The 21,211-nt window shown below is 64.9% G+C and carries 18 protein-coding genes; 13 read left to right on the top strand and 5 right to left on the bottom strand.

The window, feature by feature from the left end; translation table 11 throughout:
• Window positions 1–194: 194 nt before the first annotated feature.
• Window positions 195–1,034 carry an acid phosphatase gene (locus tag ABE493_RS18060; protein ID WP_346500529.1) on the bottom strand — a complete coding sequence of 280 codons (840 nt, stop codon included), beginning with the start codon at window positions 1,032–1,034 and terminating at the stop codon, window positions 195–197.
• A gap of 300 nt (window positions 1,035–1,334) precedes the next feature.
• Entirely contained in the window at window positions 1,335–2,159 is an 825-nt protein-coding gene (locus ABE493_RS18055; protein WP_346500526.1) for an ABC transporter ATP-binding protein, read from the bottom strand.
• A gap of 126 nt (window positions 2,160–2,285) precedes the next feature.
• Between ABE493_RS18055 and ABE493_RS18050 the strand changes: the two genes are divergently transcribed.
• From ABE493_RS18050 to ABE493_RS18035, 4 genes are all read left to right on the top strand, one after another.
• Entirely contained in the window at window positions 2,286–3,488 is a 1,203-nt protein-coding gene (locus ABE493_RS18050; RefSeq protein WP_430980813.1) for a DesA family fatty acid desaturase, read from the top strand.
• Window positions 3,485–3,814, top strand: a complete 330-nt coding sequence (locus ABE493_RS18045) for an EF-hand domain-containing protein (RefSeq protein WP_346500522.1) — start codon at window positions 3,485–3,487, stop codon at window positions 3,812–3,814. The genes ABE493_RS18050 and ABE493_RS18045 overlap by 4 nt, the downstream gene beginning before the upstream one ends.
• 313 nt (window positions 3,815–4,127) lie before the next feature.
• Entirely contained in the window at window positions 4,128–4,940 is an 813-nt protein-coding gene (gene mutM / locus ABE493_RS18040) for a bifunctional DNA-formamidopyrimidine glycosylase/DNA-(apurinic or apyrimidinic site) lyase (protein WP_346500519.1), read from the top strand.
• A 473-nt stretch (window positions 4,941–5,413) separates the two neighbouring features.
• Window positions 5,414–7,018 carry a glucan biosynthesis protein gene (locus ABE493_RS18035; protein WP_346500517.1) on the top strand — a complete coding sequence of 535 codons (1,605 nt, stop codon included), beginning with the start codon at window positions 5,414–5,416 and terminating at the stop codon, window positions 7,016–7,018.
• A 251-nt stretch (window positions 7,019–7,269) separates the two neighbouring features.
• Here the strand turns inward: ABE493_RS18035 and ABE493_RS18030 are convergent, their stop codons facing one another.
• On the bottom strand, window positions 7,270–7,890 hold the full coding sequence (locus ABE493_RS18030) for a thymidine kinase (protein WP_346500515.1): 621 nt from the start codon (window positions 7,888–7,890) through the stop codon (window positions 7,270–7,272).
• 137 nt (window positions 7,891–8,027) lie between these two features.
• Here ABE493_RS18030 and ABE493_RS18025 point away from each other — a divergent pair, with 137 nt between their 5' ends.
• Window positions 8,028–10,010 (top strand): UvrD-helicase domain-containing protein, encoded by a 1,983-nt coding sequence (locus ABE493_RS18025; protein ID WP_346500531.1) that lies wholly within the window; start codon window positions 8,028–8,030, stop codon window positions 10,008–10,010.
• 434 nt (window positions 10,011–10,444) lie between these two features.
• Window positions 10,445–10,966 carry a GNAT family N-acetyltransferase gene (locus ABE493_RS18020; RefSeq protein ID WP_346500513.1) on the top strand — a complete coding sequence of 174 codons (522 nt, stop codon included), beginning with the start codon at window positions 10,445–10,447 and terminating at the stop codon, window positions 10,964–10,966.
• A gap of 6 nt (window positions 10,967–10,972) precedes the next feature.
• On the opposite strand, the gene ABE493_RS18015 is transcribed toward ABE493_RS18020, so the two are convergent.
• Window positions 10,973–11,638, bottom strand: coding sequence for a YceH family protein (locus ABE493_RS18015; protein WP_346500511.1), 666 nt, complete (start codon window positions 11,636–11,638; stop codon window positions 10,973–10,975).
• A 183-nt stretch (window positions 11,639–11,821) separates the two neighbouring features.
• Here ABE493_RS18015 and ABE493_RS18010 point away from each other — a divergent pair, with 183 nt between their 5' ends.
• The 4 genes from ABE493_RS18010 (at window position 11,822) to plsB (ending at window position 17,353) form a co-directional block, all read left to right on the top strand.
• Window positions 11,822–12,724, top strand: a complete 903-nt coding sequence (locus tag ABE493_RS18010; protein WP_346500509.1) for a 5'-nucleotidase, lipoprotein e(P4) family — start codon at window positions 11,822–11,824, stop codon at window positions 12,722–12,724.
• Window positions 12,721–13,440: an orotidine-5'-phosphate decarboxylase gene (gene pyrF, locus ABE493_RS18005; RefSeq protein WP_346500506.1), complete on the top strand. Its 720-nt coding sequence runs from the start codon at window positions 12,721–12,723 to the stop codon at window positions 13,438–13,440. Before ABE493_RS18010 ends, pyrF begins: the two co-directional genes overlap by 4 nt.
• Window positions 13,441–13,739: 299 nt before the next feature.
• A complete protein-coding gene (locus ABE493_RS18000) occupies window positions 13,740–14,723 on the top strand; it encodes a hypothetical protein (RefSeq protein ID WP_346500504.1) in 984 nt (327 codons plus the stop codon).
• 8 nt (window positions 14,724–14,731) lie between these two features.
• The gene (gene plsB, locus ABE493_RS17995; protein WP_430980812.1) at window positions 14,732–17,353 is read left to right on the top strand and encodes a glycerol-3-phosphate 1-O-acyltransferase PlsB; all 2,622 of its coding nucleotides are present in this window, start codon (window positions 14,732–14,734) and stop codon (window positions 17,351–17,353) included.
• A gap of 338 nt (window positions 17,354–17,691) precedes the next feature.
• Here plsB and ABE493_RS17990 read toward each other — a convergent pair whose 3' ends face one another.
• Window positions 17,692–17,886, bottom strand: a complete 195-nt coding sequence (locus tag ABE493_RS17990; RefSeq protein ID WP_152984661.1) for a YdcH family protein — start codon at window positions 17,884–17,886, stop codon at window positions 17,692–17,694.
• Between the two features lie 75 nt (window positions 17,887–17,961).
• Between ABE493_RS17990 and ttcA the strand changes: the two genes are divergently transcribed.
• The 3 genes from ttcA (at window position 17,962) to ABE493_RS17975 (ending at window position 20,788) form a co-directional block, all read left to right on the top strand.
• Window positions 17,962–18,891: a tRNA 2-thiocytidine(32) synthetase TtcA gene (gene ttcA / locus ABE493_RS17985; RefSeq protein WP_346500499.1), complete on the top strand. Its 930-nt coding sequence runs from the start codon at window positions 17,962–17,964 to the stop codon at window positions 18,889–18,891.
• Window positions 18,892–19,034: 143 nt separating this feature from the next.
• Window positions 19,035–19,943, top strand: coding sequence for a recombination-associated protein RdgC (locus ABE493_RS17980; RefSeq protein WP_346500497.1), 909 nt, complete (start codon window positions 19,035–19,037; stop codon window positions 19,941–19,943).
• Window positions 19,944–19,996: 53 nt separating this feature from the next.
• Window positions 19,997–20,788 carry a M48 family metallopeptidase gene (locus ABE493_RS17975; protein ID WP_346500495.1) on the top strand — a complete coding sequence of 264 codons (792 nt, stop codon included), beginning with the start codon at window positions 19,997–19,999 and terminating at the stop codon, window positions 20,786–20,788.
• Window positions 20,789–21,211 lie beyond the last annotated feature (423 nt).

The raw sequence follows: 21,211 nt of genomic DNA, 5'->3' as shown, positions 1-21,211 counted from the left end.
GCCGCGAAGCCAGGAGTGGACCCGGTTGCAGGCATGTCTGTGATTCAAACAACGCTTGCTTCGCGGCTGACGCCGCTCCTACAAAATCGGGTCGCTTGGATCTCGATGCCGAGCATGGCTCGGCACTACCCGGGTCTGCAGGTTTCTCTTGGTAAGGCCCCTGCCGAGCATGGCTCGGCACTACATAAGCCTGCTTAGCGGGCTTCGGGGATGTCCGAGGTCAGCGCTGCGGTTTCTGCGGCGCAATCGCGCGGCATCGGCAGATTCAGCGTGCGTGCGTGCACCAGTTCTTCGCGGGCCTTGGCCAGGTCGGCGGCAAATTCCGGGTTGTCATGCAGCCGTGCCACGGTTGCCGCACCCATGAACTGGCCCTGCTGCACGTCGCTATACCAATGCACGTTGCAGACCAGCCGGCTATGGCCGTAATTGCGGCCGCGTTCGATCAGCGCGGTGGCATGCTCCGGATCGATTTCCGACAGGATCAAGGCCCAGGCCCAGCCGATCGATGTATGTCCCGACGGATAGGAGCCACTGCTGCGCAGGCCTTCCTCATCGTCGGGGGTGCAGGTCGGTGCGCTGTTGACCATGAACGGGCGCGGCCGCTGGTAGTGCGTCTTTGCCGCCTTGGTAGCGGCGCTGGCGTCGATGCGGCTGCGTTCGAGCAGGCGATACAGCACCGGTGTGGTCTTGGCGGTGACGGCCACGCCCAGCGCACAGCTGAACTGGTCGGCGCCGGCCGGGAAGCTCAGGTCGGCATCGGTATGTGCCTGCACGAAACGGGCGCTGCCACGCATGGTCAGGGCCTGGCTGGCGACGGCGTCATCCAGCTGCGCGGCTGCGGAGCCGGGGGCTGGCGGCGCCGGGCTCAGCGCCAGGCTGTCGGGGATGGCGGTACCGGTCAGATAGCCGGGGACCTTGGTGCCGGAGTCGCCGCCTGCGGTGGAAGGCAGGGTGGGGATGCTGGAACAGGCGCTGAGCACGGCGGCCAGCGCGAGGGCGGCGCCGAAGCGCAGCGGGGCAACAGAAGATGACATTGCGAGGACAACGGAATTACGGGAGCGGGCGGGCATCATCGCACCAACCGCCGCGCGCTGCCCCCTCCCCCTTTGTTGCGCCTAAGGGGAGGGGCCAAAGCTCCCTCCCTTGCGCTACGCGCAGGGGAGGGCTGGGGAGGGGTGCTGTTCGCGTGGGGTTGCAGCAGCCGGCTCAAGCAACGGCCAAAGTCACCCCCTCCCAGCCTCCCCCTTGGCTGCGCCAAAGGGGAGGGGCCAAAGCTCCCTCCCTTCGGCGTAGCCGAGGGGAGGGCTGGGGAGGGGTGCATTTGCTCCAAAAAACTACAGATCGCCAGCCCAGGCCGTCATCCGCCCGGCATCCTCGCGCACCTCGATAGGCCCGCCGAACACGTCCGACAGTGGCCCGGAGCGCAGCAGGTCAGCGCGGCTGCCATCGGCAGCGATGCGCCCGCCCTTCATCAACACCACGCGGTTGATCTCCGGGATCACTTCCTCGATGTGGTGGGTCACCAACACCAGGGTGATGCCCTGCTGGGCTAGGTGACGCATGCTGTCGATCAGGTGCTGGCGCGAGATCAGGTCCAGGCCGGTGGAGGGCTCATCCAGCAGCAAGGCCTTGGGCTGGTTGACCAGCGCCCGGGCAATCAGCACCCGCCGGGTTTCACCGGCGGACAGCTCGGCATAGCTGCGGCCGAGCAGGGGCAGGGCGCGGGCAAGTTCCAGCGCATGCCGCGCGCGCTGGCGCATGGCATCGGTGACGTCGCGATGCGCGGGCACCACATAGCTGGCGAAGAAGCCGGAAATAACCGCCTCTTCCACGCTGAGACCGGGCATGTCCGACAGGTTGCTCGACAGATCGCCGGTGACGATGCCCAGCTGCGCCCGCAGCCGGTCCACCTGCCAGCGGGTCTGGCCCATCACCTTGACCGGCACCTGACCATCAGCCCGAGCCAGTGGATACAGCTCGCGCGTGATCAGCTTGATGAATGAGGACTTGCCGCAGCCGTTCGGGCCAAGAATGGCGGTGTGCTGGCCCTGCTCGATACGCAGGTTCAGCTCATGCAATACGCGCACCTGGCCACGGATGACGCAGGCATGGTCTAGTTCAATCAGGGGAACCGCATCGGCGGCAGGAGCAATGGACATTCAGGTGAAGGTGGCAGCTGAGGATTCGACCAACGGACGTGCCGCAGGTGGATGAAGTTTGCGCCGACAGCCCCCATCATGTGTAGCACTGGTTTCATCTGGCACCGACTGCCTGGAGTCCCCGCAATGTCTGATGCACTGCTCGATATCCTTACCGGTGGCGTTGCCGGCCTGGGCTGGTGGGGCATGCTGGCGGTGCTGCTGGTGTTCACCCAGCTCACCATCTTTGCGGTCACTTTGTACCTGCATCGCAGCCAGGCCCATCGCGGTGTGGATTTCCATCCGCTGGTGTCGCATTTCTTCCGCTTCTGGGTGTGGCTGACCACCTCGATGATCACCCGTGAGTGGGTGGCCATCCATCGCAAGCACCACGCCAAGGTGGAAACCGAAGACGACCCGCACAGCCCGGTGACCAAAGGCATCAGCAATGTGTTCTGGCGCGGCGTGGAGCTGTACCGCGAGGCCCGCACGCTGCGTGGCGATATCGAGCAGTACGGCCGTGGCGCGCCCGAGGACTGGATCGAGCGCAGGCTCTACACCCCGCATGCCAACCTTGGTCCGATCCTGTTGTTTGTGATCAACAGCGTGTTGTTCGGTCTGCCGGGCATCGCGCTTTGGGCGATGCAGATGGCGTGGATTCCGTTCTGGGCGGCCGGTGTGGTCAACGGTCTCGGTCACTGGTGGGGCTACCGCAATTTTGAATCGGCCGACACCTCCACCAACCTCACCCCGTGGGCGTTCTGGATCGGCGGCGAAGAGCTGCACAACAACCATCATGCGTTTCCCAGCTCGGCACGCTTCTCGATGCGGCGCTGGGAGTTCGATATCGGCTGGCAGATGATCCGCCTGCTGCAGTTCCTGCGCCTGGCCAAGGTGCTGCGCGTTGCACCCAGCATGGACATCCGTCCGAACATCGCCGTGCCCGATGCCGATACCTTGAAGGCATTGCTGTCGCATCGCTTCCAGGCGATGACCGACTACCAGCGCAATGTATTGGCACCGGCGCTCAAGGAAGAAGCCGCCGCTGCCGGCGCCAAGCTGCGCAAGCTGCTGCCACGGCGCATGCGCAAGGGCCTGGTCAACGATGGTCGCTGGCTGAAACCCGACTGCCGTGCGCAGTTGAATAATTGGGTGCAGCAGCGCCCGCGTATCCAGTTGCTGGTTGAACACCGCGCGCGCCTGTCTGCCTTGCTGGAAGCACGCAGCCACGACGCCGCCGATCGCCTGCGCCAGCTGCAGCAGTGGTGCCAGGAAGCCGAGGCCAGTGGCAGCGCCGCATTGCAGGCCTATGCCGCGCGGCTGAAGGGCTATTCGCTCAGCGCCGCATGAAGACGATTTTCCTGGTTTGTCTGCTGGGTGCAGCGCTGCCGGTGACGGCGCAGGTGCAGGACACCAATCAATACCTGCAGCGCATGGACAGCGACGGCGATGGCCGCGTCAGCCCGGACGAATACCTGCAATGGATGCTGTACGCCTTCGACAGGATGGATCGCAATGGCGACGGTGTGCTGGAAGCTGCCGAGCAGCCCGGCGCACGCGGCAAGCCGATCAGTCGCGACGAACAGCGGCAGGTGATATTGGCCCGCTTCGCCAGGCAGGATGCCAACGGCGATGGCTACCTGAGCGCCCGCGAGCTGATGGCGCCCCCGCGCTGAGCGGCAGCCCCTGAAACCTGGAATATGGATGTGGGAGTGGCGTAAGCCGCGAAGCTGAAAATCCAACCGAAGCCGATGGCGCATTGCAGTCGGTACTGGCCGGCAGTTCATCGCTACCAGCTTCACGGCTCACGCCGTTCCCACAAATACAATCGTCGGTGCGATTGTAGGAGCGGCGTAAGCCGCGAAGCCAAAAATCCAACCGAAGTCGATGGCGCATTGCAATCGATACAGGTCCGTCGTTCGCCATCACCAGCTTCACGGCTTACGCCGTTTCCACAAACACAAGCAAGCACATCGCCTTGAGGCCCGCATGCCAGAACTACCCGAAGTAGAAACCACACGGCGCGGGCTGGAGCCGCATCTGGTCGATCGCCGCATCCATGGCGTGATCCTGCGCCGGCCGGACCTGCGCTGGCCGATTCCAGCGGAGATAGAACAACTGCTGCCGGGCCAGCGCATCGAGGCAATCCGTCGTCGCGCCAAGTACCTGCTGTTGGACACCGAACTGGGCAGTGCGGTGCTGCACCTGGGCATGTCCGGCAGCCTGCGCGTGCTGCCCGGCGATACGCCGGTGCGCGCACATGACCATGTCGATATCAGCCTGGAAGACGGGCGGCTGTTGCGCTTCAACGACCCGCGCCGCTTTGGCTGCCTGTTGTGGCAACCCGCAGGTGAAACCCACGAGCTGCTGCGCGATCTTGGCCCTGAGCCGCTGGATACGGATTTCGATGGCGACTACCTGTTCCGGCGCAGCCGTGGCCGCAAGGCACCAATCAAGACCTTCCTGATGGACCAGGGCATCGTTGTCGGCGTGGGCAATATCTACGCGGCGGAAAGCCTGTTCATGGCCGGCATCAACCCGCTGCGCGAAGCCGGCAAGGTGTCACGGGCGCGCTATCAACGCTTGGCCGACGCGGTGAAGGAAATCCTGGGTCATGCGATCCAGCGCGGTGGTACCACCTTGCGTGATTTCATCAGCCCCGATGGTGCACCCGGTTACTTCGAGCAGGAGCTGCTGGTGTACGGCCGCGAGGGCGAGACCTGCAAGCAGTGCGGGCGCGCGTTGCGCTACGCCAGCATTGGCCAGCGGGCAACGGTGTGGTGCGGGTATTGCCAGCGTTGAGGGCGGGACGCCTGTAGTGCCGAGCCATGCTCGGCAGCGCCGTTATCCGCGAAGGCCGCTGCCGAGCATGGCTCGGCATTGCGGGTTTTGCTCCCTCCCTTTGCCGCAGGCAAGGGGAGGGTCGGGGAGGGGTTGGCTTTTCGCTGACTCATGCAGCGTGGGTTGCGCGTTTTGTGTCGCTGTTGCTGGTTTGCCGGCAAGGCCCCTGCCGAGCATGGCTCGGCACTACGGGTTTTGCTCCCTCCCTTTGCCGCAGGCAAGGGGAGGGTTGGGGAGGGGTGGCTTTTCGCTGAGTCATGCAGCGCGGGTTGCGCGTTTTGCGCCGTTGCTGCTGGTTTGCCGGCAAGGCCTCTGCCGAGCATGGCTCGGCGCTACAGGCAGCTGAAGCGGATGTTCATTCAGTGACGGGCCGAGGCTGTCGATTCACGTAAATCCGCCTACCATGCTGCGGTCCCTTCTCGGCCTGCCTTTCCATGCAACGACGCGACTTCCTGCGCAACGCCGCAGCCGCCTTGGCGGCCTTCGGGCTTCCCGCTTTCACCGCCTGTGCGGCCGGCAAGCCGGCCCAGCTGGGGCTGCGGCGGCTGGGCCAGCCGCAAGCCTTTGATTTCGCCACGCTCAAGGGCCAGGCCCGCGCGCTGGCGCAGACGCCCTACAAGAGCCATAAGCGCACCTTGCCGGCGGAGCTGGAAAAGCTCGACTGGGACCAATACCAGTCCATCAGCTACCGCCAGGATCACGCCCTGTGGGCCGACCAACCGGGCAAGTTCCAGGCCAAGTTCTTCCATCTGGGCCTGTACTTCCATTCGCCGGTGCGCATGTTCGACGTGGTCGACGGCAAGGCGCAGGAACTGGCCTATGACGGTGCCGCCTTCAATTACGGCAAGAGCGGTATCCATGGCGGGCAGTTGCCAGCCGACCTCGGCTTTGCCGGGTTCCGCCTCAATACCCGCACCGATACCGACCGCGACTTCGCCGCCTTCCTCGGCGCCAGCTATTTCCGCGCGGTAGGCAAGGAAGGCCAGTACGGGCAATCGGCGCGTGGCCTGGCCATCGATACCGGCATGGGTCGCCCGGAGGAGTTCCCGGACTTCATCGCCTATTACCTGGAACAGCCCGCCGCCGACTCGGACACCTTGGTTGTCTACGGCCTGCTGGATTCGCCCAGCGTTGCCGGCGCCTATCGCTTCGCCATCACCAATGGCGATGTGCTGCTGATGGACATCGACAGCGCGCTGTACCCGCGCAAGGAAATCGAGCGGCTGGGCATCGCGCCGTGCACCAGCATGTACCAGGTGGGCGAGAACGACCGCCGCATGGATTGGGACTGGCGCCCGGAGATCCACGACACCGATGGCCTGTCGATGTGGAACGGTGCCGGCGAATGGATCTGGCGGCCGCTGTGCAACCCGGCCAACCTGCGCTTCAACATGTTCGTGGACAACAACCCGCGCGGCTTCGGCCTGCTGCAGCGTGACCGCAACTTCGACCATTACCAGGACGACGGCGTGTTCTACGAGAAGCGCCCCTGCCTGTGGATCGAACCGAAGGGGCAATGGGGCGAAGGCTCGGTGCAGCTGGTGGAGATCCCCACCGTCGATGAAACCTTCGACAACATCGTTGCCTTCTGGAACCCCAAGGCCAAGCCGCAGCCGGGCCAGGAACTGTTGGTCGGCTATCGCCTGTACTGGGGCGCCGAGCCGCCGGCGCGTCCGCCGCTCGCCCATTGCGTCGCCAGCCGCACCGGCCTGGGCGGCATCATCGGCAAGAAGCGCGAGTATTTCTCATGGCGTTTCGCGGTCGATTTCGAAGGTGGCGAACTGGCCAGCCTGATCGACAAGGGCGAAGTGGAAGCGGTGGTGGAAACCAGCCGTGGCCGAGTGGAAGTTGTCTCGGCGCGGCCGCTGCGCGAGATCAAGGGCTACCGCGCGATGTTCGACCTGGTGCCGCCGGAAGGCAGCACCGAGCAGATCGACGTGCGCCTGTACCTGCGCAGCGGCGGCAAGACCCTGACCGAAACCTGGCTGTACCAGTACACGCCGCCGGCTGTTGGTGCGCCGGAGCGGACGCTGTATTGAGGCCTTTGCTCAAGCTTTAGCTCAAGCCCCTCTCCCGTTCACGGGAGAGGGGTTGGGGTGAGGGGAAGCTTTGAAAGCCAAAGCCAAAGCCAAAGCCAAAGCAGCGCTTCGCGCCTCTCCCCTCATCCGCCCCTTCGGGGCACCTCGCTCCGCGCCCCGGCCCTGCGTAGCACGCAGGGCGTACGAACAGTCACGAGCCTCTGGCTCGTTGGCGCCTGTTCTTAACCCCGCACGCGTGAGAAGAAAAAGCGTTACAACGGCAGCGGCGCCTGCATAGGATCAATCCGCCCTTCACCGCGGGTGATCTTCTTGAACTCGGCACGGCTCACCGACACATAGCGCTCGTTGCCGCCGATCTCCACCTGCGGGCCGTCCTGCACCGCAAAACCGTTCTCGTCCACGCGCACGGTCATCGTCGCCTTCTTGCCGCTGTGGCAGATGGTCTTGATCTCCTGCATCTCGTCGGCCCAGGCCAGCAGGTACTGGCTGCCTTCGAACAGCTCGCCACGGAAGTCGGTACGCAGCCCGTAGCACAGCACCGGGATGCGCAGCTGGTCGACGATTTCCGACAGCTGCCAGACCTGCGCCTTGCTCAGGAACTGGGCTTCGTCCACCAGCACGCAGCCGAGTCTGCCGTGGGCGGCGATGTCCTGCTGGATCAGTTTCTCCAGGTCGGTATCGCGCTCGAAGGTGGTTGCTTCGGCCTGCAGCCCGATCCGCGAGGCGACCACGCCGGTGCCGGCGCGGTGGTCCAGGTGCGGGGTCAACAGGGCCACCCGCATGCCGCGCTCGCGGTAGTTGTGCGCGGACTGCAGCAGGGTGGTGGTCTTGCCGGCGTTCATCGCCGAATAGTAGAAATAGAGCTTGGCCATTGAATCAGGAACTAGGGAGTGGGAACCAGGAACCAGTGAAAGCAACATCGGATCCCGAGGGGTGACAGAATACCCCGGTGCCGGCATTGCGCCCCGCTCGATCTCGTTACTCACTCCTATTCACTCGTTTGTAGATGCTGGATTCCCTCAATCCCCCCCAACGTGCCGCGGCCGTGCATGCCGAAGGTCCTCTGCTGGTGCTGGCTGGTGCCGGTAGCGGCAAGACCCGCGTGATCGTGGAGAAAATCGCCCATCTCATCGGTATCCGCCGCTACCCGGCCCGCCGTATCGCTGCAATCACCTTCACCAACAAGTCGGCCAAGGAAATGCGCGAACGTGTGGGCAAGCGCCTGCGCGCCGAGGATGCGGCCGAGGTCACCATCTGCACTTTCCACGCGCTGGGTCTGAAATTCCTGCAGATCGAACATGAACACGTGGGGCTGAAGCGCAGTTTCTCCATTTTCGATGCCGACGACGCCGGCGCGCAGATCAAGGATCTGCTGGGCGGGACCAATGCCAAGCCCGACGATATTGAGGACATGAAAAACCTGATCTCGCGCGCCAAGAACTCCGGGCTGTCGCCTGCACAGGCAATGGCGGCGGCGCGCAGCAACCGCGAAAAAGACGCGGCGATGGTCTACGAGCTGTACCAGACCCGCCTGACCTCGTTCAACGCGGTGGATTTCGATGACCTGATCCGGCTGCCGGTGCAGGTGCTGGAAGAGAACCCGGATGTCGCCTTGGCCTGGCGTGAGCGCATCGGCTACCTGCTGGTCGACGAATGCCAGGACACCAACGATGCCCAGTACCGGTTGCTCAAGCAGCTGGCCGGGCCCGCTGGCAACTTCACCTGCGTCGGCGATGACGACCAGTCGATCTACGCCTGGCGCGGCGCCAACCCGGAAAACCTGCAGCAGATGGCGGTGGATTACCCGGCGCTGCAGATCATCAAGCTGGAGCAGAATTACCGCTGTTCCAACCGCGTGCTGCGTGCGGCCAATGCCTTGATCGCGCACAACCCGCATGAGCATCTGAAGACCTTGTGGTCCGACCAGGCCGACGGCGAGCGCATCCGCGTCTGGGAGTGCCGCAACAGCGAGCACGAGGCGGAAAAAGTCGCCTCTGAAATTCACTTTCTCGCGACCAACCGCAAGATCCCGTGGAGTGATTTCTGCATCCTGTTCCGTGGCAATTTCCAGTCACGGCCGTTGGAAAAAGCCATGCAGCTGGTGGGCGTTCCGTATCACCTCAACGGTGGCACGGTGTTCCTGGAACGCCAGGAAGTGAAGGACACACTGGCCTGGCTGCGCTTGATCGTGAACCCGGACGACGACACCGCTTTCATGCGCGCGGTGCAGTCGCCCAAGCGCGACGTCGGCGCAACCACCTTGGCCAAGCTGGCCGAGCTCGCGTCCGAGAAAGATATTCCGATGGCCCACGCAGCCGAAAGCATGGGCGCCTTGGCACAGCTCACGCCGCGTGCGGCCAACAGCCTGAGCAGGTTCACCGACATCCTGCGCGCGCTGCGGCTGGACATGCGGCAGATGAGCTCGGGCGACCTGGTGCGGCGCGTGGCCAAGGATTCGGGCATGTTGGCCGAGCTGCGGCATGCGGCCAAGGACACGGCCGGTTACGAGCGCCGCGCCAATAATCTGGAAGAACTGGCCTCGTGGTTTGAAAGCGGCCCGCGTGGTGCCAGCGCCGCTGACATGGCCGCGCAGCTGGCGCTGATCTCGCGCAACGACAAGGACGACGGCGGTAACCAGGTGCGGATGATGACGCTGCATGCGTCCAAGGGCCTGGAGTTCCCGTATGTGTTCATCGTCGGCTGCGAGGACGGTGTGTTGCCGCACCAGGTCAGCCTGGACGAAGGCAATCTGCAGGAAGAGCGGCGCCTGCTGTACGTGGGTATTACCCGCGCCAAGATCCAGCTGTGGATGAGTTTCAGCCGCTTGACCCGCAAGTTCGGCGAGCACATCCGGCTCAAGCCGAGTCGGTTTTTTGATGAGATCCCGGCTGGCGAGATCCAGCGCGATGGTGCCGACCCGGTAGCCGATGCAGCGCACAAGCAGGAACGGGCGAAAGCGGGATTGGCGGCGATTCAAGCGCTTTTTGATTGAGGTGTTGCCGCGAAAGCCACCCCAGCGCTACGGCTAAAGGTAGCGCGGTAGTGCCGAGCCATGCTCGGCAGGGGCTCTACCGGCCAACATCAAAAGCTACCCCTCCCCAACCCTCCCCTTCGCTGCGCGAAAGGGAGGGGGCAGATCTTCTAGGGAGGGGGCAGGCCTGCTGCGGCCGAGGGACGCTGCTTTGCTCCTCCCCTTTGGCGCAGCCAAGGGGGAGGTTGGGAGGGGGTAGCTTTGGCTCCGGGTTTTGCGTTTTGATTGGGGCTCAGCGCGAACAGCTCCCAGCCGTCTCCCTGGCCTTCGGCCAAAAGGATGGCGGTAGTGCCGAGCCATGCTCGGCAGGGGTTCTACCGGGCAAAATCAAAAACACCCCTCCCCAGCCCTCCCCTTTGCTACGCAAAAGAGAGGGGGCTAAAACCGAGCCCCTTATGTCCCTGATCCAGACCGAACGCCTGCAACTGCGCCTGCTGCGTGATGACGACGGCGATGCCGCCGCGATGCTGCAGCTGCTCAATGAACCCGGCTTCCATCAATACATCGGCGACCGTGGCGTGCGCACGCTGGAGCAGGCGCGCGAATACGTGCGCAAACACACCTTCGGCAGCTACGCCGCGCATGGCTTCGGCATGTACGCTGTTGAACGTCGCAGCGATGGTGCCTGGCTGGGCAATGCCGGGCTGGTGCGGCGCCCGGGTCTGCCCAGCGCCGATGTCGGCTATGCCTTGCTGTCGCCATTTACCGGGCAGGGCTATGCGCGCGAAGCGGTACAGGCGGTGCTCGGCTACGCCCGCAACACGCTCGGCCTGGGTGAACTGCGTGCAATCGTGTCGCAGGGCAATGCACGTTCGGTGGCCTTGCTGGAAAAAACAGGCTTCCAGCGCGACGGCACCGTGGTATTGCCGGGCGAAAACGAACAGCTGCTGCTGTTCGTCAACACGCCACAGGACTGAACCCGCTCAGCCGCCCAGCTGTTCCTGCAGCGTTGCCAGCTGCTCCTGCAGGGCAGCGACGGTGTCTTCCAGCTGCTGCACGCGCGCTTCCAGCGCGCTGTTATCCGCCGGGGCGGCAGCGCCCGACGGCGCCCGGTACTGCGCTGCCAAGGCGTCTACATCCACCGGACCGGACAGCAGGTGCATGAAGCGGTCTTCGCGCTGCCCGGAGGCGCGCGGCAGCTGTACCACCAGCCCGCGCTGCTGCATGCGCTCCAGCTGGTGGCGCAGGTCGGCGGCATCGGCGAACCGGGTCATGCGCTCGCTGCGGGTGGCCAGTTCAGCGACGGTCTGCGGGCCGCGCAGTAGCAACAGGCCGAGCAGGGCCACCTGCTGGCGCGGCAGGTCGAGCTTGATGCCGGTCAGGTGCTCGTAGCGGTCGGCGCGTGAGGAAAAGTGCTGACGGACTAGGCCCATGGTCTCCAGCTGGCGCAGGGCGTGCTGCACCTTGCCGGTTTCCAGGCTCATCACCGGCTCGCGTGCGGTCTTCTGGTTGGCGGCCACCTGGGCGGCGTTGACCGTGAGCGGGTAGGCGTCCGGGGTGGTGGCCTCCTTTTCGATCAGGCAGCCGAGCACGCGCGCCAGGGCGGCATCAAGTACCGGGAAATCAGGGGTCTGGCTGTCGTCGCTCATGGGTCGGGTTCCGGTGTTGCTAGGGGGCGCAAGCATAGCTGACAGCGAAAACCCGGGGCGAAGCCGGGGCAGCGGCGGCTCCGAAGGCGAAACCCTGCGCCGACCCCGGTTTCCGCCGCGCAGGGCGAGCAAGGCAGGGAGCCGGTAAACTTGCCCGGTTTTCGAAGATACCCGGTAGTTTCCATGTCCCGATTCCCCGCCTTTACCCTGCTGGCCAGCGCCGTGCTGTCGCTGGCCGCCTGCAGCTCGACCGCGCCGCTGAGCCGCGTTTCACCGGCCCCGGCCGACGCCCTGGTGGCCCCGGCCAATGCCCCCAACGACAACCTCAATGCCGTGCTGTGGGTGCAGCGTTCGCAGGAATACCGGGCCAGCGCATTGCAGACCTGGAAGCTGGCCGGCGCGCAGCTGGACGCGGCGCTGGCCGATGGCAGCTGGACCGCGCTGCTGCCCGAAGAAGGCGGCAATCACCAGTCGGCCAAGCTGAAGCCGGCGGTGGTGGTGGACGTGGACGAAACCGTACTCGACAACTCGCCCTACCAGGCGCGCCTGGTGCGCGATGGCACCAGCTACAACGACGCCACCTGGGAAGCCTGGGTGGATGAACGCAAGGCCCAGCCGGTACCCGGCGCGGTGCAGTTCGCGCAGGCCGCGGCGGCCAAGGGCGTGACCATGATCTACATCAGCAACCGCACTGCGGCGATGAAGGACGCCACCATCGCCAACCTGCGCCAGGTCGGCTTCCCGGTCGCCGATGACAGCGTCTACCTGGGCCTGGGCACGCCGGTGCCGGGCTGCACCGAACATGGCAGCGAGAAGGGCTGCCGCCGCCAGCTGGTGGCGCAGCAGTACCGCGTGCTGATGCAGGTGGGCGACCAGTTCACCGATTTCCTGCAGGTCGAGGACAACAGCCTGGCCGCGCGTGATCTGCTGCTGGACAAGTACCAGGGCTGGATCGGCTCGCGCTGGTGGATCCTGTCCAACCCCACCTACGGTGGCTGGGAAGGCGCGGCGATCAACAATGCCTGGTCGTTGCCGGCCGATCTGCGCAACGGGGCAAAGCGTGAAGCGCTGGAGGTGGCCCGATGAGCCGCGCACCGCTGCCGCTGCGTGCCGATGAACGCCTGATCTTCGCGCTGGACGTAGCCGGCAAGGCCGAGGCCATCGAATGGGTGGACAAGCTTGGCGATGCGGTCTCCTTCTACAAGATCGGCATGGAGCTGCTGGCCTCCGGCGAGTACTTCGACGTGCTGGATGAATTGGCCAAGCGCGACAAGCGCGTGTTCGTCGATCTCAAGTTCTTCGACATCCCGGCCACCATTGCCGGCGTGATCAAACGTTTGTCGCAGTGGCCAGTGAGCTACTGCACCATCCACGGCTGGCACCCCGGCATGATGGAAGCCGCTGCCGCCGCCAACACCTCGGACATGCGCCTGCTGGCAGTGACCGTGTTGACCTCGATGGGGCGGCCGGATCTGGCGCAGATGGGCATCGACCGTGAGCCGGTGGACGTGGTGGTGGAGCGCGCGCTGGCCGCGCAGCGCGCCGGCATTGACGGCGTGATCGCCTCCGGCCAGGAAGCCTCGCCGATCCGCGCCGCTACCGGTCAGGGTTTCTCCATTGTCTGCCCCGGCATCCGCCCCGGCGGCCCGGTCGGTGACGACCAGCAGCGCACCGTCGGCGTGGCCCAGGCCTTTGCCGATGGCGCTGACGCGATTGTCGTGGGCCGGCCGATCCGGCTGGCGGCCGATCCGCGCGCTGCGGCGCTGGCCATGCAGCGCGAAATTCTCGATTCAATCAAGTGAAATCAATAACTTACATTGTTATTCATAAAGTGTTGCTTTAACTGAATCCGGCGCGTAGGCTACGTCTCGTCCGGCTCTGCCGGCGATGCGTCAAACATGTCTACCGGCTTCGCGCCGGTTTGAGGGGTCTGTCACCGGCAACGGGGCGGCCTCTTTTTTTATTCCCGGACCGGTGTGGAACCTGGGATTGGCAGCGTCAGCGGCCATCGACCCGTACTTCGACGGCGTGACGGCCATGCTTGCTGCTGTCACCGGGCAGGCTTCAAGATGCTCGGCCTACGGGGAGGATCGACGCCGCCATGCAACGACGTTCATTACGCAGCTGCCAGAACATCGCCTTGCTTGCCGTCTGCCTTGTGGCGGTGACGGTTGCCTGCAAGCGCAACCCCGAGGCGCTGCCCGGCGCCGCCACTGAACCTGCGGCGGCGGTACGCCAACTGGTCCAGCACCTGCACGACAACGATCTGGTCGCCTACGCCCGCGATGCGGTGCCGCCGGCGCAGTACGCCGAGCTGGAGGCCGCCTGGGCGCAGGGCCACAGCCGTTGGCCGCTGACCGAGCTGCCGCTGGATGAAAAGCTGCCAGCGTTGCTGGCAACGCTGTCGGAGAAGGACGCAGAACGCCAGCTGCAGCGTGCCTTCAAGGCGCAGCTGGAAGGCCAGACTGCCGCCGTGCGGCAGGCCGCGCACTCGCTGGGCCTGTTTGGTGTGCAGTACATCAGCCACCAAGGCGACTACAACGCCGCCGAACGTGCGCATTACGTGCAGTTGGTCACCGCGCTCAGCGATTGGGCCCAGGCCGCGCCGCTGCCTGATCCCAAGCTGGCGCAAAGCTCGATTGCCACCCTTACCGCCGCTGCCCGCGCCACCGGCCTGGCTGGCGAACAGGCCTTCCAGGACGCGGGCATGACCGGCACCCTGCAGAAACTGGGGCCGTTTGCCGCCGCCAGCAAGCAGGTGCTGGCCGCGTACGGCTTGAATCTGGATGAAAGCGTGCAGCAGATGCGCACCGGGCTGGTGTCACAGGACGGCGACACTGCAACCGTGCGTGTGCAATATCCGCTGGCAGGCAAGGAGCTGGATCTGCAGGTGACGCTGGTACGCCGCGACAAGCACTGGTATCTGGCGCGGACCCTGAGCGAGGTGGACGCACTGCTGGCCGCCGCGCGCACTGCCGAGCAGGCCAAAGCCGAGGCCGAACAGGCCAAGGCCGATGCCCTGGCGCCGGCGCCAACCCCAGAGCTGGAAAGACCAGACAACGCCGCTGCGGCAGCTAAGCCATAATGGCGCCGATGTCGAAACAGAAATCCCAGCCCGACCAGGGTGAACTGCTGCCGCCGGACGACGCCAACGCGACGCCCGCCACTCCTGCTGCCATCGTGCCGGGCGCCCCCGCGCGGCCGGCGGCGCCTGCCCGTGCCGCCCGTCCACCGCTGTGGGCGCGCCTGCTGGGCAAGCTGGTCGAGCCCTGGCTTGGCCTGAAGATCGAGCCCGAGCAGCCCGGCCAGCACAATGACGGCCGCCCGGTGGTCTATGTGCTGGAAGACTACGGCCTGTCCAACGCGCTGATCCTGGACAAGGCCTGCCGTGACGCCGGCCTGCCCTCACCGCTGGTGCCGCTGGCCGGTGACCCCACCGGCCGCAAGCGCGCCTATGTGGCCCTGTCGCGCCGCTCCAGCAACAACATGCTGCTGCCCGAACAGCGCGGCGCCAAGACCCATTCCGATTCGCTGGCCAAGCTGCTGCAGGCGCACCGCGCCAACCCCGGCCTGGACGTGCACCTGGTGCCGGTGTCGATCTTCGTCGGCCGCGCCCCGGACAAGCAGAGCGGCTGGTTCGCGGTGCTGTTCTCGGAAAACTGGGCATTGGTTGGCCGCTTCCGCCGCCTGCTGGCGATCCTGCTCAATGGCCGCGACACGATTGTCCGTTTCGCCCCGCCGGTATCGCTGCGCGAAACCGTGGACGAAGGCCTGGAGCCCGAGCGCACCGTACGCAAGCTGCAGCGCGTGCTGCGCACCCATTTCCGCCGCATCCGCGAATCGATCATCGGCCCGGATCTGTCCACCCGCCGCCTGCTGGTGGACAAGGTGCTGGAGTCGGACCCGGTGCGCGAAGCCATCGCCACCCAGGCCAAGCGCGACAACTCCAAGACCACCGACGCCTGGAAGAAGGCGCAGGGCTACGCTTGGGAAATCGCCGCCGATTACTCCACCCCGGTGGTGCGTTCGGCCAGCTTCATGCTCAGCCACGTCTGGAACCGCATCTATGCCGGCGTGCTGGTGCACCACCTGGACAAGTTCAAGGAAGCCGCGCCTGGCCACGAAATCATCTACGTGCCCAGCCACCGCAGCCACATGGACTACCTGCTGCTGAGCTACCTGCTGTACGACCGCGGCATCGTGCCGCCGCACATCGTGGCCGGCATCAACCTCAACCTGCCGGTGGTCGGCACGCTGCTGCGCAAAGGCGGCGCGTTCTTCATCCGCCGCTCGATCAAGGGCAATGCGCTGTATTCGGCGGTGCTCAGCGAATACGTGGCGCAGCTGGTGGCCGGCGGTTACTCGATCGAATACTTCGTCGAAGGCGGGCGCTCGCGTACCGGCCGGCTGCTGCAGCCCAAGGGCGGCATGATCTCGATGACGCTGCGTGCGTTCCTGCGCCAGCCGCGCAAGCCGGTGCTGTTCCAGCCCATCTACGTCGGCTATGAAAAGCTGATGGAAGGCAACAGCTACTTGGATGAGCTGACCGGCCGGCCGAAGGAAAAGGAATCGATCTGGGCGCTGTTGTGGGGCATTCCCAAGGTGCTCAAGCAGAACTACGGCCAGGTGGTGGTGAACTTCGGCGAGCCGATCGCGCTGAATGACGTACTGGCGAAGATGGCGCCCGAATGGGACGGCCAACCGGTACCCGAAGACGAGAAGCCGAGCTGGCTGGCCGGCACCGTCGACGTGCTGGCCGAACAGATCCAGGAACGCATCAACGCCGCTGCCGACGTCAACCCCATCAACCTGCTGGCATTGGCGCTGCTGTCCACGCCCAAGCACGCGATGGGCGAGGCCGACCTGATCGCGCAGATCGAGCTGTGCAAGAAGCTGCTGGTGGAAATGCCGTATTCGGACCGGGTCACGGTTACCCCGCATTCGCCCGAGCGCATCATTGCCCACGCCGAGGAAATCAACGTCCTCAGCCGCATCAAGCACCCGCTGGGCGATGTGCTCAGCGTCAGTGGCGACACTGCGGTGCTGCTGAGCTACTTCCGCAACAACGTGCTGCACCTGTTCACCGCCTCGTCGTGGGTGGCGTGCTGCTTCCAGAACAACCGCCGCATGAGCCGTGGCGGCCTGCTGCGGCTGGGCCGCGGCCTGTACCCGTTCCTGCAGGCAGAGTTGTTCCTGCCGTGGACCGAAGACGAGTTCGCCGCGCGTATCGATCAGACCATCGACGTGTTCGTACGCGAAGGCCTGCTGCAGCACGTGGGCGAGGACGATGGCGGCATGCTTGCACGCAGCACTGGCCAGACCGACGAGGTGTTCCGCCTGCGCGCGATCGGCCATTCGCTGCAACAGGCGTTCGAGCGCTATTACATCGCCATCTCGGTGCTGGTGAAGAACGGCCCCGGCACGCTCGGCGCTGGCGAACTGGAAAGTCTGTGCCAGCAGGCCGCACAACGGCTGAGCCTGCTGTACGCACCGGCGGCGCCGGAGTTCTTCGACAAGACCCTGTTCCGCGGCTTCATCCAGAAGATGCGCGAACTGCGCCTGGTGTGGCCGGACCAGAACAGCAAGCTGCTGTTCGATGAACGCCTGGATGCCTGGGCCAAGGACGCCAAGTTCATCCTCGGCCGCGAACTGCGCCACACCATCGAGCGTGTGAGCCCGGAAGCGGTGAAGCCGGAAGTGCCCCCAGCAGGCTGATGGGATATCCCGTAGAGCGGAGCCATGCTCCGCTGAAGCGTTACCGGTAAGGCTTCTGCCGAGCATGGCTCGGCACTACGTGCTCCCTCCCTTTCGCGTAGCGAAGGGGAGGGTTGGGGAGGGGTAGGTTTTGACTTTGTTTGCGGCCGTGCAGGGTGATGGGACGCAGGGTGTGGGAGCGGCGTAAGCCGCGAAGCCATCGCTCGCTCAGATTGCAGGCATGCCGGCGATTGCAACGCTGCCGGCTTCGCGGCTTACGCCGCTCCCACAAGCCCTGCGGTGTTGCTGGATTGCCTTGCAAAGCCCCTTGCCGAGCATGGCTCGGCACTACGCCGCGTTCAGGCGGGCTCGTCCGGTATCAGCATGCATTCGAGCTGGGTGATGCAGTCGCGCAGCTGCAGCTTGCGCTTCTTCAGCCGTTTGGCTTCCAGATCGTCGTCCGGGTTGGCGGCCAGGCGCGCGATGTTCTCGTCCAGGCTGCGGTGTTCGGCCCGCAGGACGGCGATGCGTTGGCTGATCTGCTCGGGGGTCATGGTCTCCACGGGGGTTGAGCATACACGTTGCCATCGGCCGCGTGAGGGATGCCGCCGACCCGGTAGAATGGCCGCATGAGCGCTGTCATTTCCCTGCCCGATCCCGCCCCGCGGGCCCGTGATCCGCACGCGGCCGAACGTGAACACCAGAAACTCGGCAAACGCCTGCGTCACCAGGTAGGCCAGGCCATTGCCGATTTCGGCATGATCGAAGCCGGCGACAAGGTGATGGTCTGCCTGTCTGGCGGCAAGGACAGCTACACCTTGTTGGATGTGCTGTTGCAGCTGCAGAAGAAGGCGCCGGTGCCCTTCGAGCTGGTGGCGGTGAACCTGGACCAGAAGCAACCCGGCTTCCCCGAGCACGTGCTGCCCGAGTATCTGGCCTCGATCGGCGTGCCGTACCACATCATCGAACAGGACACCTATTCGGTGGTGAGCCGGGTGATCCCGGAAGGCAAGACCATGTGTTCGCTGTGCTCGCGCATGCGCCGTGGCTCGCTGTACACCTATGCCGAAGCCAATGGCTTCACCAAGATCGCGCTGGGCCACCACCGCGATGACATGGTGGCCACGTTCTTCATGAACCTGTTCCACCACTCCAAGATTTCCGGCATGCCGCCCAAGCTGCGCAGCGACGACGGCAAGCATGTGGTGATCCGCCCGCTGGCCTATGTGCGCGAAGCGGACATCATCGAGTACGCTGACGCCCGCCAGTTCCCGATCATTCCGTGCAACCTGTGCGGCAGCCAGGAAAACCTGCAGCGCAAGCAGGTCGGCCTGATGATGAAGCAGTGGGAAAAGGACACGCCCGGCCGCATCGAACAGATCTCCCGCGCGCTGGGCGATATCCGGCCCTCGCAGCTGGCCGATCCCAAGCTGTTCGATTTCCTGTCGCTGGGCCGCCGTGAAGACGCAGCGCAGTCTGATGCACAGGCCTGGCTGGCCGTTGGCGACAATCAACAAGATCAAGCAGCCCTTCTCCCGCCGGGAGAAGGGTTGGGATGAGGGTAGGCAGTGCTACGGTGATCTGAAGTCCGGTAGCGCGCTCCCTCATCCGCCCCCGAGCTCCACGGGGGCACGCTCTTCGGAGCAGCTTCTCCCGCGCTGAGAAGCAAGGCCCTGAACCATGATTACGAAATAGGACACCCATGTTTTTCAAGAACCTCACGCTGTTCCGTTTCCCGACTTCCATTGATTTCTCCGACGTCGACACGCTGTTGCCGCAGGTGGTGCTCAAGCCTGTTGGCGCCCTGGAAATGACCTCGCGCGGCTTCATCTCGCCGTTCGGTCGTGAAGAAAAGGTCCAGTTCTCGCACCGCATCGGTGATGCGCTGTGGCTGACCGTGGGCGGCGAAGACAAGATCCTGCCAAGTGTGGTGGTCAACGATCTGCTGCAGCGCAAGCTTGAAGAGATCGAAGAGAAGGAAGGCCGCAAGCCCGGCGGCCGCGAGCGCAAGCGCCTGAAGGACGACCTGCTGCACGAGTTGCTGCCGCGCGCCTTCGTCAAGAGCTCGCGTACCGATGCCTTCCTCGACCTGCAGCACGGTTATGTCGCCGTCGACAGTTCCAGCCGCAAGACCGGCGAGAACGTGATGAGCGACATCCGCGGCATGCTCGGCAGCTTCCCGGCGATGCCGCTGAACGCCGAAGTCGCACCGCGTGCCATCCTGACTGCGTGGATCGCTGGCGAGCCGCTGCCCGAAGGCCTGAGCCTGGGCGAAGAATGCGAGATGAAGGACCCGGCCGAAGGCGGTGCGGTGGTCAAGTGCCAGCACCAGGAACTGCGCTGCGACGAGATCGACAAGCACCTGGACGCCGGCAAGCAGGTGACCAAGCTGGCGCTGATCTTCGAGGACAACCTGTCCTTCGTGCTGGGCGACGACCTGATCGTGCGCAAGCTGAAATTCCTCGATGGCGCGCTGGACCAGCTTGAGCACATCGACGAGGAAGGCCGCCGTGCCGAGTTGGATGCCCGCTTCGCCTTGCAGAGCGGCGAAATCCGTCGCTTGTTCCTGCTGCTTGAGCAGGCCTTCAAGCTGAGCAAGGCTGACAGCTGAACCCGTTGTGGGCCTACCCGGTTTCGTAACCGGGTAGGGACTATGCTGGGCTTATGGTTAGTCTGTTCCGCCGTTTGATGACACCCGCCGCGCCGGTGATCCAGCGCGACACGGTGCGCCTGCGTCTGGATGATGCCGAGATCGACGTGCTGCGCGTGCGTGACCCGCGTGCACGCCGGCTCAAGCTCAGCGTGGATGAACGCGGCGCGCGGCTGACCATGCCGCTGCGCGCGAGCCTGGTATCCGGCGAACGTTTTCTGCAGGCCAACCGGCAATGGTTGCAGCAGCAGCTGGCGCGGTTGGGTGGCGATGGCCTGCTGGCACCGGCGCTGAAGTTGCGCGAACCCGGCGTGCTGCCGTTGCGCGGCGAGTTGTTGCCGGTGCAATGGCAGGAAGGGCGGTTTGCCCGTATCGAGGTTGATGCTGGCGTGGTCAACATCCAGCTGTCCGCACGCGCGGGTGAACCCGCATTGCGGCGCGCGCTGCGCGAGTTCTATGAAGTGCAGGTGCGTGCGGATGTTGGCCAGTGGCTACCGCGCTATCTGCCGGGCTTGGCGCGCGCACCGACGCGGCTGCGGCCCAAGGTGATGTCTTCGCAGTGGGGCTCGCTGGCGCCGGATGGCTCGATGGCCCTGGATCTTGCGCTGGTATTGGCACGGCCGTCGGCGTTCGAATACGTGCTGGTACACGAGCTGTGCCACTTGTTGCAGGCCAATCATTCGCCGGCGTTCTGGGCGGAAGTGGAGGCCCGTTTTCCCGCCTGGCGGGATGAGCGTGATTACCTGCGCGAAGAGGGGCGCAGGCTGAAGAGCACCCTGCATCAGCTGCTGCGCGCGCAGGGCTGAGAGCGGAAGCGGAAGCAAGAGCTCCCCCTCATCCCAACCCTTCTCCCGCAAGCGGGAGAAGGGCTCAAGACAAAGCCAAGCGGTGTCTGTAGTGCCGAGCCATGCTCGGCAGGGGCTTTACTGCAAAACCCAAAGCCCCCCTCATCCGCCTCTTCGGGGCACCTTTCCCAAGAGGGGGGCTGCAGTTCCGGAGGCGGGAGCAGGGATGAAGCAAAGCCGCGATGCCTGTAGTGCCGAGCCATGCTCGGCAGAAGCTTTCCCGCAAAACCCAAAGCCCCCTCATCCGCCCCTTAGGGGCACCTTCTCCCGCAGGCGGGAGAAGGGACAAAGCCAAAAGCCAAAAGCCAAAAGCCAAAAGCCAAAAGCCAAAAGCCAAAAGCCAAAAGCCAAAAGCCAAAAGCCAAAAGCCAAAAGCCAAAAGCC

This window comes from Stenotrophomonas terrae (assembly GCF_039674165.1).
Classification (GTDB): domain Bacteria; phylum Pseudomonadota; class Gammaproteobacteria; order Xanthomonadales; family Xanthomonadaceae; genus Stenotrophomonas; species Stenotrophomonas terrae_A.
Note: the sequence above shows the minus strand (reverse complement) of the source record. Positions and strands in the feature narration are given on the sequence as shown.